The organism is Ramlibacter tataouinensis (assembly GCF_001580455.1).
GTDB lineage: Bacteria > Pseudomonadota > Gammaproteobacteria > Burkholderiales > Burkholderiaceae_C > Ramlibacter > Ramlibacter tataouinensis_B.
The window spans coordinates 1,895,033-1,909,791 of the sequence record NZ_CP010951.1; the positions used below are offsets into that span (position 1 = coordinate 1,895,033).

Annotated in this window: 14 protein-coding genes; 6 read left to right on the forward strand and 8 right to left on the reverse strand. The window is 69.8% G+C overall.

The window, feature by feature from the left end:
* Positions 1-105 precede the first annotated feature (105 nt).
* Entirely contained in the window at positions 106-2,211 is a 2,106-nt protein-coding gene (gene recG, locus UC35_RS09235; RefSeq protein ID WP_061498342.1) for an ATP-dependent DNA helicase RecG, read from the reverse strand.
* A gap of 51 nt (positions 2,212-2,262) precedes the next feature.
* Between recG and queA the strand changes: the two genes are divergently transcribed.
* Genes queA through UC35_RS09255 form a run of 4 tightly spaced genes read left to right on the forward strand, consistent with a single transcriptional unit; the run spans position 2,263 to position 6,088 of the window.
* A complete protein-coding gene (gene queA, locus UC35_RS09240; RefSeq protein ID WP_061498346.1) occupies positions 2,263-3,288 on the forward strand; it encodes a tRNA preQ1(34) S-adenosylmethionine ribosyltransferase-isomerase QueA in 1,026 nt (341 codons plus the stop codon).
* Between the two features lie 10 nt (positions 3,289-3,298).
* Positions 3,299-4,381, forward strand: a complete 1,083-nt coding sequence (gene hisC / locus UC35_RS09245; protein ID WP_061498349.1) for a histidinol-phosphate transaminase — start codon at positions 3,299-3,301, stop codon at positions 4,379-4,381.
* Positions 4,375-5,535 carry a tRNA guanosine(34) transglycosylase Tgt gene (tgt, locus tag UC35_RS09250; protein WP_061498352.1) on the forward strand — a complete coding sequence of 387 codons (1,161 nt, stop codon included), beginning with the start codon at positions 4,375-4,377 and terminating at the stop codon, positions 5,533-5,535. Before hisC ends, tgt begins: the two co-directional genes overlap by 7 nt.
* A gap of 40 nt (positions 5,536-5,575) precedes the next feature.
* Positions 5,576-6,088, forward strand: coding sequence for a hypothetical protein (locus tag UC35_RS09255; RefSeq protein ID WP_061498353.1), 513 nt, complete (start codon positions 5,576-5,578; stop codon positions 6,086-6,088).
* Between the two features lie 13 nt (positions 6,089-6,101).
* On the opposite strand, the gene UC35_RS09260 is transcribed toward UC35_RS09255, so the two are convergent.
* Positions 6,102-8,027 carry an MFS transporter gene (locus UC35_RS09260; RefSeq protein ID WP_061498355.1) on the reverse strand — a complete coding sequence of 642 codons (1,926 nt, stop codon included), beginning with the start codon at positions 8,025-8,027 and terminating at the stop codon, positions 6,102-6,104.
* 14 nt (positions 8,028-8,041) lie between these two features.
* Positions 8,042-8,824, reverse strand: coding sequence for a hypothetical protein (locus UC35_RS23495; RefSeq protein WP_061498358.1), 783 nt, complete (start codon positions 8,822-8,824; stop codon positions 8,042-8,044).
* A 127-nt stretch (positions 8,825-8,951) separates the two neighbouring features.
* Here UC35_RS23495 and UC35_RS09270 point away from each other — a divergent pair, with 127 nt between their 5' ends.
* Entirely contained in the window at positions 8,952-9,683 is a 732-nt protein-coding gene (locus tag UC35_RS09270) for a helix-turn-helix domain-containing protein (RefSeq protein ID WP_061498361.1), read from the forward strand.
* 13 nt (positions 9,684-9,696) lie between these two features.
* Here UC35_RS09270 and UC35_RS09275 read toward each other — a convergent pair whose 3' ends face one another.
* The 5 genes from UC35_RS09275 to UC35_RS09295 form a co-directional block, all read right to left on the reverse strand.
* On the reverse strand, positions 9,697-10,836 hold the full coding sequence (locus tag UC35_RS09275) for a DUF535 family protein (protein WP_061498364.1): 1,140 nt from the start codon (positions 10,834-10,836) through the stop codon (positions 9,697-9,699).
* Complete coding sequence (locus UC35_RS09280) at positions 10,833-12,098, reverse strand: FIST C-terminal domain-containing protein (protein ID WP_061498368.1); 1,266 nt, start codon at positions 12,096-12,098, stop codon at positions 10,833-10,835. The genes UC35_RS09275 and UC35_RS09280 overlap by 4 nt, the downstream gene beginning before the upstream one ends.
* Before the next feature lie 10 nt (positions 12,099-12,108).
* Complete coding sequence (locus UC35_RS09285) at positions 12,109-12,885, reverse strand: PhaM family polyhydroxyalkanoate granule multifunctional regulatory protein (protein WP_061498371.1); 777 nt, start codon at positions 12,883-12,885, stop codon at positions 12,109-12,111.
* A 94-nt stretch (positions 12,886-12,979) separates the two neighbouring features.
* Positions 12,980-13,462, reverse strand: a complete 483-nt coding sequence (locus UC35_RS09290) for a copper chaperone PCu(A)C (RefSeq protein WP_061498374.1) — start codon at positions 13,460-13,462, stop codon at positions 12,980-12,982.
* A gap of 34 nt (positions 13,463-13,496) precedes the next feature.
* Complete coding sequence (locus tag UC35_RS09295) at positions 13,497-14,291, reverse strand: enoyl-CoA hydratase/isomerase family protein (protein ID WP_061498377.1); 795 nt, start codon at positions 14,289-14,291, stop codon at positions 13,497-13,499.
* A gap of 19 nt (positions 14,292-14,310) precedes the next feature.
* On the opposite strand from UC35_RS09295, the gene UC35_RS09300 reads away from it, so the two are divergent.
* Positions 14,311-14,724: a VOC family protein gene (locus UC35_RS09300; RefSeq protein WP_061498378.1), complete on the forward strand. Its 414-nt coding sequence runs from the start codon at positions 14,311-14,313 to the stop codon at positions 14,722-14,724.
* Positions 14,725-14,759: the final 35 nt, after the last annotated feature.

Consider the following 14,759-nt stretch of genomic DNA (forward strand, 5'->3'; position numbering starts at 1 on the left):
GGTCGATCCCCGCAAGCGGGGCCCCTCTCCCTTCCCTCCCGGGATCACGGCAACGATGTATTTGAGTTCGGTCAGGGTCATACCGGGCTTTGACGCGGGGAGAGCTCAGGCTTTGAGGTACTCGGATTTTCCACCCAACCAGCGCGCCAGGTGACGCTCGGCCAGTTGCGGATGGCGGTCCAGCATCAGCGGCGCCAGCTGGCGCGCCCAGTCCAGCAGCTGCACGTCGAGCGCCAGGTCGGCGAAGCGCAACAGGGGCGCGCCGGACTGGCGCGCGCCCAGGAACTCGCCGGGCCCGCGGATCTCCAGGTCGCGCCGGGCGATCTCGAAGCCGTCGGCGGTCTCCGCCATGGCCTTCAGGCGCGCGCGCGCCGTTTCGCCGAGCTTGCCGGAGTCGCCGCGGGCATAGAGCAGCACGCAGGCCGAGGCCGCTGCGCCGCGGCCGACGCGCCCGCGCAGCTGGTGCAGCTGCGACAGGCCGAAGCGCTCCGCGTGTTCGATCACCATCAGCGAGGCGTTGGGCACGTCCACCCCGACCTCGATCACCGTGGTCGAGACCAGCACCCCCATGTGCCCGCCGGTGAACAGCTGCATCACGGCCTTCTTCTCCGGCACCGGCATGCGCGAGTGCAGCAGGCCGACCACCACGCCAGGCAGGGCGGCGCTCAGGGCCTCGTGCGTGGCGGTGGCGTTGGTGAGGTCCAGCGCCTCGCTCTCCTCGATCAGCGGGCAGACCCAGTACACCTGCCGCCCCAGTGCCACCTGGGCGCGGATGCGTTCGATCACTTCGTCGCGCCGGTCGTCGGCGATCAGCTTGGTGACCACCGGCGTGCGCCCGGGCGGCAGTTCGTCGATGATGGAGACATCGAGGTCCGCGTAGTAGCTCATCGCCAGCGTGCGGGGGATCGGCGTGGCCGACATCATCAACAGGTGAGGTTCGCGCTGCGCGCAAACCTCACTTTGTGAGCCAATGGCGGGAGTCTGCCCTTCCTCGTTCATCTTGGCGCGCAGCGCCAGCCGCTGCGCCACGCCGAAGCGGTGCTGCTCGTCGATGATGGCCAGCGCCAGGCGCTTGAAGCGCACCTGCTCCTGGATCACCGCGTGGGTGCCCACCACCAGCGCGGCCTCGCCGCTCTCGATCAGCGCCAGCATCTCGCCGCGCTCCTTCTTACGCTGGCTGCCCGTGAGCCACGCCACGCGCAGGCCGCGCGGCGCCAGCAGCGGTTCCAGCCATCCGATCAGCTTGCGGAAATGCTGTTCGGCCAGGATCTCGGTGGGCGCCATCAGCGCGCATTGCCAGCCGGCGTCGATGGCGATCGCCGCGGCCAGCGCGGCGACGATGGTCTTGCCCGAGCCGACGTCACCCTGCAGCAGGCGGTGCATGGGCACGGCCCGCGCCAGGTCGCGCGCGATCTCCTCGCCCACCCGCCGCTGCGCCGCGGTGAGCGAAAACGGCAGCGCCGCCAGCAACTGCTCGTGCAGCCCGCCGGCGCGCGCGGCCAGCTGCGGCGCGCGCAGCACATCGTGCTCACGCTTGCTTTGCAGCTGCGACAGCTGCTGCGCGAGCAGCTCTTCGGCCTTGAGGCGCTGCCAGGCCGGATGGCTGTGGTCCTCCAGCGTGGCCAGCGACACGGCGGGCGTGGGGTGGTGCAGGAAGGTCAGGGCCTCGCGCAGCGCCCACACCAGCGGCTGCAGCGTGTCGGTCACGCCGGGCGGAAAGGTGTCCGAGACGTCGGCCCGCGCCAGCCCGCCCAGCACCGCCTTGCGCAGGTAGGCCTGCGGCAGCCCGGCCACCGTGGGGTAGACCGGCGTCAGCGCCGTGGGCAGCTCGCCGCCCGCCGGCTTGTACGTGGGATGCACCATCTGCCAGCCGAGGAAGCCGCCCTTGAGGTCGCCGCGGATGCGCAGCCGCTGGCCGACCGCCAGCGCCTTCTGCTGCGAGGGGTAGAAGCTGAAAAAGCGCAGCACGCAGGTGTCGCTGCCGTCGTCCACCGTCACCATCAGCTGGCGCCGCGGCCGGTACACGACCTCGCAGGCGGTGACCACGGCCTCGATCTGCGCCGGCTCGCCTTCGCGCGCGTCGCACAGCTTCACGAGCCGCGTCTCGTCCTCGTAGCGAAGCGGCAGGTGCAGCGCCAGGTCGATGTCGCGTGTGAGGCCCAGTTTCTCGAGGGCTTTCTGTGGCGCGGAACTGGCCTGGGCGACGGGCATGGGACAATTCTGCCTTCACCAACTTGGAACGGGTCCGTCCGGCCCTCAAGCATGCGCACTTTCTCCGTGGGCGATTTCGACTTCGCCCTGCCCCCCGAACTGATCGCCCAGCACCCGGCCGCGGAGCGCAGCGCCTCGCGCCTGCTCGATGGCCTCGGCGCCACGCCCATGGACCGGGTGTTCCGCGAGCTGCCCGCGCAGCTGCGCGAAGGCGACCTGCTGGTCTTCAACGACACCCGCGTGGTCAAGGCGCGCCTGTTCGGCGAAAAGCCGACCGGCGGCCGGCTCGAGCTGCTGATCGAACGCGTCACCGGCGCGCGCGAAGTGGTCGCCCACATGAAGGTAAGCAAGAAGCCGCAGCCCGGCACCGTGCTGCGCATGGACGGCGGCTTCACCGCCACTCTGCTGGGACGCTGGCCGGACGAGGACGGCGCGCTGTTCCGCTTCGCGCTGGACGACGATCCCTACGCGCTGATGGAGCGCCACGGCCATGTGCCGCTGCCGCCCTACATCGAGCACGCGGACACGGCCGACGACGAACGGCGCTACCAGACCGTGTTCGCCAAGCGCCCGGGCGCGGTGGCGGCCCCGACCGCGGCGCTGCACTTCGACGAACCCCTGCTGGGCGAACTGGCCCAGCGCGGCATCGCGTGCGCCAGCGTCACCCTGCACGTGGGCGCCGGCACCTTCCAGCCGGTCAAGGCCGAGAACCTGGCCGAGCACCGCATGCACAGCGAGTGGTACGAGGTGCCGCAGGCCACCCAGGACGCCATCGCGCGCCTGCGCCACCGCGGCGGCCGGCTGGTCGCCGTGGGCACCACCACCGTGCGCACGCTCGAGTCCTGGTCCCGCACGGGGCAGGCCAGCGGCGACACCAGCATCTTCATCACGCCGGGCTTCGCGTTCCGCGAGGTCGACCTGCTGGTCACCAATTTCCACCTGCCCCGCTCGACGCTGATGATGCTGGTGAGCGCCTTTGCCGGTTATGAGCACGTGATGGCGCTGTACCGCCACGCGATCGCCCAGCGCTACCGCTTTTTCAGCTACGGCGACGCGATGCTGCTGGCGCGAACCTAGGAGGAGAAGCATGGAAAACCGCTACTGGAGCGAGGCCCTGCGCGGCATCCAGCCCTATGTGCCTGGCGAGCAGCCCGCCACCCCGGGGCTGGTCAAGCTCAACACCAACGAGAACCCGTTCCCGCCCTCGCCGGCCGCGCTGGAGGCGATCCGGCAGGCCGCCAACGCCGACCTGCGGCTCTATCCCGATCCGGACAGCCGGCGGCTGAAGGACGCCTTTGCCCGCATCAACGGCATTGCGCCGGAATGCGTGTTCGCCGGCAACAGCTCGGACGAGGTGCTGGCGCATGCCTTCCTCGGCTTGCTCCGGCATGCCAGGCCCATCCTGTTTCCCGACATCTCCTACAGTTTCTACCCGGTCTACTGCCGCCTGTACGGCATCGCCTGCGAGACGGTGCCGCTGGACGGCGATTTCCGCATCCGGGTGAGCGACTATGCGCGCCCGAACGGCGGCGTGGTGCTGGCCAACCCGAACGCGCCCACCGGCCGGGCCCTGGGCCTGGACGACGTGCGGGCGCTGCTGCAGGCCAACCGCGACTCGGTGGTGCTGATCGACGAGGCCTATGTCGATTTCGGCGCGCAATCGGCGATCGCGCTGATCGGCGAATTCCCCAACCTGCTGGTGACCCAGACGCTGTCGAAGTCGCGCAGCCTGGCCGGCTTGCGCGTGGGCTTCGCAGCCGGGCAGCCTGGCCTCGTGCAGGCGCTCGAAGCGGTCAAGGGCAGCTTCAACTCCTACCCGCTGGACCGCCTGGCGATCGCCGGCGGCACGGCTGCCCTGCTGGACCAGGAGCACTTCGAGCGCACCCGCCGGCAGGTGATGGACAACCGCGAATGGCTGGCCGCCGAGCTGGCCCGCCTGGGCTTCGCGGTGCTGCCCTCGCTGGCCAACTTCCTGTTCGTGCGGCACCCGGCGCATGGCGGCGGCGCGCTGCTGCGTGCGCTGCGCGAGCGCAAGATCCTGGTGCGGCATTTCAACGCCCCGCGCATCGAGCAGTACCTGCGCATCACCGTGGGCACCCGCGAGCAGTGCGTCCAGCTCGTCGACGCGCTGCGCGATCTGCTTGCCATCGAACAACAACCATCATGCTGAATTTCGAAGTCACCCACACGGAAGGCCTGGCCCGCCGCGGCCGCCTGACCCTCAACCACGGCGTGGTGCAAACGCCGATCTTCATGCCGGTGGGCACCTACGGCACCGTCAAGGGCATCACGCCGCGCTCGCTCGACGAGATGGACGCGCAGATCATCCTGGGCAACACCTTCCACCTGTGGATGCGCCCGGGGCTGGACGTGGTCAAGCAGTTCGGCGGCCTGCACCGCTTCGAGCAGTGGGACAAGCCCATCCTCACCGACTCCGGTGGTTTCCAGGTCTGGAGCCTGGGCGAGATGCGCAAGATCAGCGAGGAGGGCGTGAAGTTCGCCTCGCCGGTCAACGGCGACCGCTTGTTCCTCACACCCGAGATCTCGATGCAGATCCAGACCGTGCTGAACAGCGACATCGTCATGCAGTTCGACGAATGCACGCCCTACGAGACCAAGGGCCACCGCACCACCGAAGCCGAGGCGCGCTTCTCGATGGAGCTCTCGCGCCGCTGGGCGCAGCGCTGCCAGGCGGAGTTTGCGCGGCTGGAGAACCCGAACGCGCTGTTCGGCATCGTGCAGGGCGGGATGTTCGAGCACCTGCGCGAGGAGTCGCTGGCCGCGCTGGTGGAGATGGACTTCCCCGGCTACGCCGTCGGCGGCGTCAGCGTGGGCGAGCCCAAGGAGGACATGCTGCGCATCATGGCGCACACGCCGCAGCGCCTGCCTGCCCACAAGCCGCGCTACCTGATGGGCGTGGGCACGCCCGAAGACCTGGTCGCCGGCGTGGCCCAGGGGGTGGACATGTTCGACTGCGTCATGCCCACGCGCAACGCCCGCAACGGCCACCTGTTCACCCGCTACGGCGACCTGAAGATCCGCAACTCGCGGCATCGCAGCGACGAGCGGCCGCTGGACGAATCCTGCACCTGCTACACCTGCCAGGGCTACACCCGGGCGGGCGGTTCGGTCTCGGGCGGTTTCTCGCGCGCCTACCTGCACCACCTGGAGCGCTGCGGCGAGATGCTGGCGCCCATGCTGGCCACCATCCACAACCTGCACTACTACCTGAACCTGATGCGGGAGATCCGCCAGGCGCTGGAGGCGGGCGGCTTCGCCGCCTTCGCACAGCGCTTCCGCAGCGAGCGCCAGCGCGGCATCTAGCCTTCGGCGCCACGCGGCCGGCGGCTACCATCGCCACACCATGCGCCACCGGATCGAGCGAACCTTGCTGCAGGCCCTGGGCCGCCTGCTGGCCTGGCCGCTGGCACTGCTGATCCTGTTCGAGGAATGGGGCTGGGAGCCGCTGCAGCGCGCCCTGCTGCGGCTGGCGCAGGCGCTCCGGCTCGAATGGATCGAGCCGCGCATCCGCGCGCTGCCGCCCTATGCGGCGCTGGCGCTGTTCCTGCTGCCCACGCTGCTGCTGCTGCCGGTCAAGCTGCTGGCCCTGTGGCTGATCGGCCATCAGCACGCGCTGCTCGGCGGCGCGGTCATCGTCACGGCCAAGGTCGCCGGCACGGCGGTCGTGGCTCGCCTGTTCAGCCTCACGCAGCCGGCCTTGCTGCGGCTGGACTGGTTCGCCTCGCTCTACCTGCGCTGGACCGCCTGGAAGAACGCCCTGCTGGCGCATGTCCGCGCCTCCTGGCCGTGGCGCTGGGGCCGCGCCATGAAGCGCCAGTGGCAGCGGCGCTGGCGCCTGTTCTGGCGCCAAGGCTGAAGCCTGAAGCCGCTCAGGCCGCCAACAGCTGCGCCACGCGCGCCTGCAAGGCCGCCGGTTCGACCTGGGGCGCGGGCACCGGTTCGCCGACGTTGAGCCCCACGCGGTTGAACAGGCCGCGGCGGAAGGGCCGCACCATGGCGCCGCCCTCTTCGATGCGGCTGAAGAACGAGCCCCACAGGTTGGTCAGCGCCATCGGGACCACCGGCGCCGGCTGCAGCGCCAGGATCTTCATGATCCCGCCCTTGAACTCCTGCAACTGGCCGTCGCGCGTGATCGAGCCTTCGGGAAAGATGGCCAGCAGGTCGCCCTCGCGCAACACCTGGGCCGCCGCCTCGAAGGCGGCCTCGTAGGCGGCGGGATCCTCGCTGCGCGGCGCGATCGGGATGGCCTTGGCCAGGCGGAACAGCCAGCCCAGCACCGGCACCTTGAATATCTGGTGGTCCATGACGAAGCGGATCGGCCGCGGGCTGGCCCCCATCAGCAGCACCGCGTCGACGAAGCTCACGTGGTTGCACACCAGCACGGCCGCGCCCGCGACCGGGATGTGGTCGTCGCCGCGCAGCCTGAAGCGGTACATGAGGTGCGACATCACCCAGGCGACGAAGCGCAGGAAGTACTCGGGCACCAGCATGAAGATGTAGCCGGCGACCAGCGCGTTGGCGATGCCCACCAGCAGGAAGATCTGCGGGATCGAAAAACCGGCGGCCAGCAGCGCCCCGGCGATGAGCGAGCTGGCGATCATGAACAGCGCGTTCAGGATGTTGTTGGCGGCGATGATGCGCGCGCGGTGCGTCGGCTGGCTGCGCAGCTGGATCAGCGCGTACATCGGCACGCTGCACAGCCCCGCGAACAGGCTGAGGAGCGCCAGGTCGGCCATCGCGCGCCAGTGCGCCGGCGCCGCCAGGAACTGCGCCAGGGTGAGCTCGACGGATGGCGGCAGGCCGCGCGAGGCGAAGTACAGGTCGATCGCGAACACGCTCATGCCGATCGCCCCCAGCGGCACCAGGCCGATCTCCACGTGCCGGCGCGAGAGCATCTCGCACAGCAGCGAGCCGATGCCGATGCCGATGGAAAACACCACCAGCAGCAGGGAAGCGACCTGCTCGCTGCCGTGCAGCACCTCCTTGGCGAAGCTGGGGAACTGCGACAGGAACACCGCGCCGAAGAACCACATCCAGCTGATGCCCAGCAGCGAGCGGAACACCACCGCGTTGCCGTGCGCGAGCTTGAGATTGCGCCAGGTCTCGCTGACCGGGTTCCAGTTGATCTTCAGGCCCGGGTCGGTCGCCGGGGCAGACGGGATGAATTGCGCCACGGCGCGGCCCGCCAGCGCCAGCAGCAGGCATGCCACCGCCACGTCGCGCCGGCCCGTCTCCGGGATGGCCACCAGCAGGCCGCCCGCCACGTTGCCCAGCAGGATCGCGACGAAGGTGCCCATCTCCACCATGCCGTTGCCGCCGGTGAGCTCGCGTTCATCGAGCACCTGCGGCAGCAAGGCGAATTTCACCGGCCCGAACAAGGTGGAGTGCACCCCCATGAGGAAGGTGCAGGCCAGCAGCACCGGCACGTTGGCGGCCCAGAAGCCGAACGCGGCCAGCGCCATGATCCCGATCTCCAGGTTCTTGACCAGCCGGATCATGACGGTCTTGTCGAACTTGTCGGTGAGCTGACCGCTGGTGGCCGAGAACAGCAGGAACGGCAGGATGAACAGCGCGCCGATCACCAGGCCGGCCATCGCCGGCGGCATCCAGCTGACCTGCAATTGGTAGGTCACCATCACGGTGAAGGCGAACTTGAACAGGTTGTCGTTCGCGGCGCCGGAAAACTGGGTCCAGAAAAAAGGCCCGAAGCGGCGCTGGCGCAATAGCGCGAACTGGTTCGGGTGCCCGGACTGCGCCGCCACGGGGGCAGCGCCGGCAACTGCCGTCTCGCTCATTGTCTTGCACTCCTTCAGGCGGTCAGCGCCGCCGTGTCCCGCGCATTCTGCCGCTGCCGCAAGGATGCCAGCGCGGCGATCACCGGCCAAGCGGCGCAGGACGCAGCCAGGTGCTTGAGCGTGTGGCCGGACAGCAGCTGGCCGGTCACCTCGAGCACCGCATGGTCGTTCGCCTCCAGCAGTTTCGCCACCGCATATGCGAGCAGCACCAGGCTCCAGCGCACGGGCAGCGACCCGCTGCGTCCGGGGCCGAGGGCCAGCATCAGCAGCAGCAAGGCGATGCCGCCGAACTGGACCACCGCCCACGGCAGCACGTTGCCGCTGGCCAGCCACACGGCCACGCTGGCCGGCGCCAGCGCCAGCAGGGCCGCGGCCAGGCAGGCGCCGGCACGCTCGCTCACGCGGGCGGCCGCCAGCATGCCCAGCAGGCCGGCGAAGGCCACGCCCATGGCGCCGCGGTCGAAGGCCAGCCCGAGATCGTTCGGCGCGAGGTGGTACAGGCTGGAGCCGACGGCGGTGAGCAGCAGGCCGATGAAGAACAGCTGCACGCAGGCTCGCTGCCAACGCAATCCCGGCGTGCCCGGTGCCCGCTGCAAGGCCGCCAGCCCCCAGCCACCGGCGAGGGCGAAGGGCAGGTTCGACAGCACATCCAGCGCATGCGGGATGCCCCACAGCAGGCGCTGGTCGGCAAAGGCATGCGCCTGCGGCGCCTGGGCGATTGCCGGGCCGAACACGGCGAGCGCGCCCAGCGCGCCGCCGGCCGCCAGCAGGATGGCTTCGTTGCGGGTGAGGTCCATTCGCAAGGGCTTCTCCTGAAAGGGATGAGGCTTGCAGTCTCGGCTGGGCTTTCGGAAAAAAGTAGCCGAATTCGGCTACATTGCCACATCAGTCATCTTTTGGTATCGCAATCCAGTACTCGAAGACATGAGCACCACCGCCGATCTGGTCATCGCCCTCAAGAAAGAACTGAAGCAGGCGCAGATGACCTACGCAGACCTGGCGAAGGCCATGGGCATGGCCGAATCCAGCGTCAAACGCATGCTGGCCAAGGGCGACATGTCGCTGTCGCGCATCGACGCGATCTGCCGCGCGCTGAAACTGGACTTCGCCGAACTCGCGCGTCGCGTCGCCGACGACCAGCCGCTGCTCAGGGAGCTCTCGCCGGAGCAGGAGCGCGCGGTGGTGGCGGACAAGAAGCTGCTGCTGTGCGCGATCTGCGTGCTCAGCCAGTGGACGCTGGAGCAGATCACCGCGCACTACCGCCTGACGGCCGCGGAGTGCATCCGCTGCCTGGCCCAGCTCGATCGCCTCGGCATCATCGAGCTGCGGCCGCTCAACCGCTACCGCCTCAAGCTCGCCAAGACCTTTCGCTGGCGCCCGCACGGGGCGGTGATGAACTACTTCCGCGAACACGCGCTGCTGGACTACTTCGCCGGCGGCTTCGACGCCGCGGGCGAGGGCCTGCTGCTGGTGCACGGCTCCGTCAGCCGCGCGCTGGCGCCTTCGTTCGTGGAGCGCATGCAGCGCGTGGCCCAGGATTTCGCGCACCAGCACCAGGCGGACCAGCGCCTGCCGGAAAAGGAGCGCGAGGGCTACACGCTGCTGCTGGCGATGCGCAGCTGGGAGTTCGAGGCGTTCACCGCCTTGCGGCGCTAAGTCGGTGCCCTGATCAGGGCAGGCGGGCCGAGCCGGTTTCCAGCACGCGCGAAGGCAGCAGCTCCTCGCTGCTGCCTTCGAAATCGAAGCTGCTGTCCTGGTCCGGCGTGACCGTGGCCGGCCCGAGCGCTTGCGTCACGCGGGACAGGCGCGCCTCGCGTCCGGGCCGCTGCAGCAGCTTGCGCAGTTCGGCGCGCAGCTGGTTGCGCGTGCGGATCCAGAAGTCGGCGCGGCGGGTCTGGCGGGCGCGCTTTTCCGGCGACAGCGCGGTGGCGGCGAGCTTGTCGTCGGCCTCCAGTGGCACGATCACCCAGCCCGGGGGCCCGTTGTCGGCATTGAAGTGGTCCCACAGCGCGCGATAGCTGTCGAAGATGCGCTCGCCGGCCTGGCGGTTGCGGCGGTTCCAGCGGTACGACCAGCCCTGCAGGCGGTGCGCCGCCGGGTCGAGTCCGACCAGCTTCAGGCTCCAGTGGCGCGCCAGCTCCTGCGCCACCCGCACCAGCAGCACCGCGGGCTTCCAGCCTTGCAGCACCTGCGCGATCTCGGCGGAGCTGACCCGCTGCACCGGATGGCGCTGGCCGCGCACGCCGCCGATGGCCAGGCAGGGCGTGCCTTCGATGCGGAAGCGGCTGAAGGCGAGCACCCCGGCATCGAGCGGCTGCGGCTTGTGCTGCAGTTCGGCCGATCGCTGCAGGGTGAGCGTGAGCAGCAGCTCGCCCTCGGGGCTTTGCACCGGCGCCTGCTGCAGCTGCAGCCGCATGAAGTCGTAGCCGGGCGGCGCCGCCAGTTCCATCAGCACCAGCGGCTCGCCGGCAGCGATCTGCGCGAAGGCCGGGGGAAGGAACGCGGTCTCCAGCCAATCCATGTGGTCGACCAGCTGCACGACGCGTTCGGCATAGCCGACCCCGCGATGCACCGACGGCCGCACCGCGCGCAGGAACTCCCCCTCGAGGTCGCGGATGACTTCACGCGAATGGAGCTCGAAGGCCACGGCCATCCAGCGGCGCATGGCCTTGCCGTGCCGCAGGTTGGCCTGGATCGCCCGCCAGACCAGGCGCGCCCGCGAGGTCCCGCCGCCCTGCAACCCAGGCTGCATGGCCCAGCGCACACCCTGCCAGATGTCGGGCACGCGTTGCGAAGTCCGGCGCGTCATGAGCGAAATACGGTAAGCACCCCAGTGTAGCCGTACAGGTGGTGCCTGGCGATCTCACCGCCGGCGAAGAAGCCCACCAGCGGCACGTCGCCCAGCGCGCGGCGCACGATCTGCAGTTCCGCGCTGGGGCCGCCGAAATGCGGGCCCCCGCGGCCGGCGCAACTGACGTAGATCGCGCCGGCAATGTGCGAATGAGGATTCGGCGCGCCCTCGGCGACGTGCTCGCGCAGCGCCGCCGCCACCGGCAGGCTCATCTCCTCGGGTTCGAGCTCCTCGCGGATCTCGGCGCAGATGCGCATCAGGTCGGCGCGCGCGGCCTGCGCGTTGCGCCGGCAGAAGGCCATGCGCATGCCTTCACTCACGCGGTCGGCCACCGCCACCGCGCGCCGCCCCAGGTCGAGCCCGATGATGTGGCGCACCACCACGTCGGCGCCGAAGCTGCCGGTGCGGCCGACGGCGTCGCCCTGCGCTGCCGTGAGGCCCACCAGCGTGGCACGCAGCCGCCCCATGGCCTCCTCCGGGTCGTCCAGCGAGATGTCCGCGTCCGCCAGCAGCACGTCGAGCGCACTTTCGCCGTCGATGTGCGTGATGACGTTGCCGTCGGCGCCGGTGATCACGCGCTGCGCCGACACCGGCTGGCAGCCCTGGGTGACGCGCGAGACCAGCGCCACGCCTTCGCCGAAGGCCACGCCCGACAGGCCCCCGCTGAACACGCCGCGCGCCGCGCCCTGGCCGCGCATGTTGCCGTTGCCGCCGATGGCGAACTGCACCGCCTGCGTCCGGCTGGACGCCAGCCCGCCGAACAGGTAGCCGGTGGCGGTACGGCCCGCCATTTCCGCGATCAGCTCGGTGACCTCCGGCGTGTGGGCGTCGGCATGGACCAGCGCGGTGAAGGGCTCGAAGCCCATGCCCTGCCCGGTGCCCAGCGGCGCCACCCCGGAGAACACGCGGTACTGGTCGCTCGGCAACTCGCACAGCATCACCGCCAGCGCCGGTTCGTCGAAATACTCGACGTTCGAAGATGCGATGCCCACGCCCACGGTGCCCGCCCAGTCGGTGATCTCGGGCAGTTCGGCGCCCAGGTGATCGAGGATGTCCTGCGCGAACGGCGCGTAGTGGTCGGTGATGTACAACAGGCCGAGCGTGGGCGAGCTGGCGTAGCCGTGCAGCGCCATCTGCGCCCGCACCTGCGCCAGCACCAGACCAGCGGCCATCTGCCACTGCGGGTGGGTGGCGTGGCCGAAGGGGAACAACTGCTTCATGGATTCGCGCTTAGCGCCTGGTGGTCTTGGCCCCGGTTCGTCGCGCGGCCGTCTTGCGCGCGCTGGTGTGGCCGGTCGTGGCCTTGGTGGCCTTGGCCGTGGCGCCGGTGGACTTGGCGGCCTCCTGGACCGCCTCGGTGGCCATCTGGGCCGCTGCGCCGGTGGCCATCTTGCGGGCCGAATCGAAGGCACTCTGGGCCGCCACGTCCTTCAAGGCGGTGGAGGCGATCTGCTGGAACTGCTGCGTGAGCGAGCCCCACCATTGCAGCGGATCGATGACGCCCGCCGCGGCGGCTCCGTCGCCCTTGCCGGCGGATGCGGAAGTGGAGGTGGAGGACGGGGACGAGGCCTTGGCCGCCGGCTTGCGCGCCGGTTTGGCCGGGGCCGACTTCGCCGGCGCCTGTGCGGCCGCCGCGGCGGCCGCATCAGTGGCCTTTTCGCCCATCTTCTGCATGCCGCCGAACATGTCGGCCGCCTTCAGCGTCATCGCATTGGCCATTTCGGCCATGTTCACGTTCATGCCCTTGAGCGTGGCCAGGGTCATCTTCTGCACTTCCAGCGCCTGGATGGTGGCGCCCAGCGCCTTGGAGTTCTGGTCGAGCCAGAAATGCACCGCCTTCAGTTCAGAGATGCGCTTTTCCAGTTCTTCCACGCTGAGCGTGGGCGCGACCCAGCTGGACAGGTTGGGCATTTGCGGCACCGGGTGCGATGCGCCCTTGGCCAGGTTCTGCAGGAAGTCGAACCCGGGAACGAACTTGCCGAAGCCGAGATTCTGGGGGTCGCTCATGGCCGCGCTCCGGGGAAAGAGTGGTTAGGGGAGCAGCTTACTCCATGCGACGCGAACTGTTCACCTTGGGTGGCAGCGACGTTGCGAGTCGCCGTCAGTGTTTCTTCTGCGCGGGGGTTGCCGCCTGCACCGGCAGCTCCAGCTGCATCCGGCTCTGCACACCCTGGGCATCGCGCAGCACCAGCGTGACCGGCACCGTGGCGCCCGCCGCCAGCGGCTTCTTCAGGTCCTGCAGCATCAGGTGGTAGCCACCGGGCTTGAGCTCGATCGGCTTGCCCGCCGGCAGCTCCAGCTTGTCGACGGCGCGCATCACCATGGTGTCGCCTTCCATCTTCATCTCGTGCACCTCGGCGACACCGGCCACCGGCGTGGAGACGCCCACCAGCTGCATGGGCTCGCGGGCGGTGATGCGCATGAAGGCGCCGGTGCCCTTCTGCCCCGGCAAGGTGGCGCGCACCCAGCCGGCCTCGACGGTCGGCAGCGGGGCCGTGGCCGGCTTGGCGGCGGGCTGGGCCTGCACGGGCGCCGCGCAGGCGAGCGCGAACGAGGCGAGGGCGGGAAGCAGGATCTTCAGCATGGGAGCGTGTTCCGTCGGTGTCAGTGGTTGGGGATCAGTACTTGGGGGCGCGGCGCTCGCGCAGCGAGGCCACGCCTTCGCGCACGTCGGGGCCGGCGAAGCCCATGAATTCGAGGGCGAGCGAGGTATCGAAGCTCGGGCCGGCCTGGCGCAGCCAGTTGTTCAGCGAATACTTGGTCCAGCGGATCGCCGACTGCGAGCCGGCGGCCAGCCGGTCGGCGATCTCGTAGGCCTTGGGCAGCAGCCGGTCGTCGTCGACCGCGAGCGACACCAGGCCGATGCGCTCGGCCTCCTCGCCCGTGACCGGCTCGCACAGCATCAGGTAGTACTTGGCCTTGGCCATGCCGCACAGCAGCGGCCAGACGATGGCCGCATGGTCGCCCGCCGCCACGCCCAGCCGCGTGTGGCCGTCGACGATGCGCGCGGTCTTGGCGGCGATCGGGATGTCGGCCAGCAGGCCGGCCACCAGCCCCGCGCCGACCGCCGGCCCGTGCATCGCGCTGACGATGGGCTTGTCGCAGTTGATCACGTTGTAGACCAGGTCGCGCGCCTCCTTCCACACGCGCGAGCGCACCTCGAAGTCGCGCGCCATGTCCTCCACCAGCGACAGGTCGCCGCCGCCGGAAAAGCCCTGGCCCTCGCCGCGCAGCACCGCGCACCGGACGCTGTCGTCGGCGTCCACGTCGCGCCAGATGTCGGCCAGTTCGCGGTGCCCCTCGTGCGCCGCCGTCGGCAGCTTGCCGTTCTTGGCACGCATCTGGATGTCCAGCACGGCGCCACCGGCGCCGCGGCGGGTGATCGACAGGGTCTGGTAACGCGAGTAGTCCATGGTGAGCTAAGCTCGAAAAATGAGAAGCTTATTCCACCTCGCCATCAACGTGACCGACCTGGATGAGGCACGGCGCTTCTACGGCGGCGTGCTCGGTTGCATCGAAGGGCGCAGCGCGCCGACCTGGGTGGACTTCGACTTCGCGGGGCACCAGCTCTCGCTGCACCTGGGCGAGCCGCTGCGCACCCAGCCCACCGGGCATGTCGACGACCAGCTGGTGCCCATGCCGCATTTCGGGCTGGTGCTGGAGCTGGCCGACTGGCAGGCCATGGCCGAGCGGCTGCGCCGCGCCGGCACCCGGTTCATCCTTGAACCCCAGCAGCGCTTCGCGGACCAGCCCGGCGAGCAGTGGACCATGTTCTTCACCGACCCCTTCGGCAACCCGATCGAGCTCAAGGGCTTCCGCTCGATCTCGCAGCTGTACGCATCCTGAGTCGTCGGCTTCCCGTACCGGCGTAGGCCGGTTCC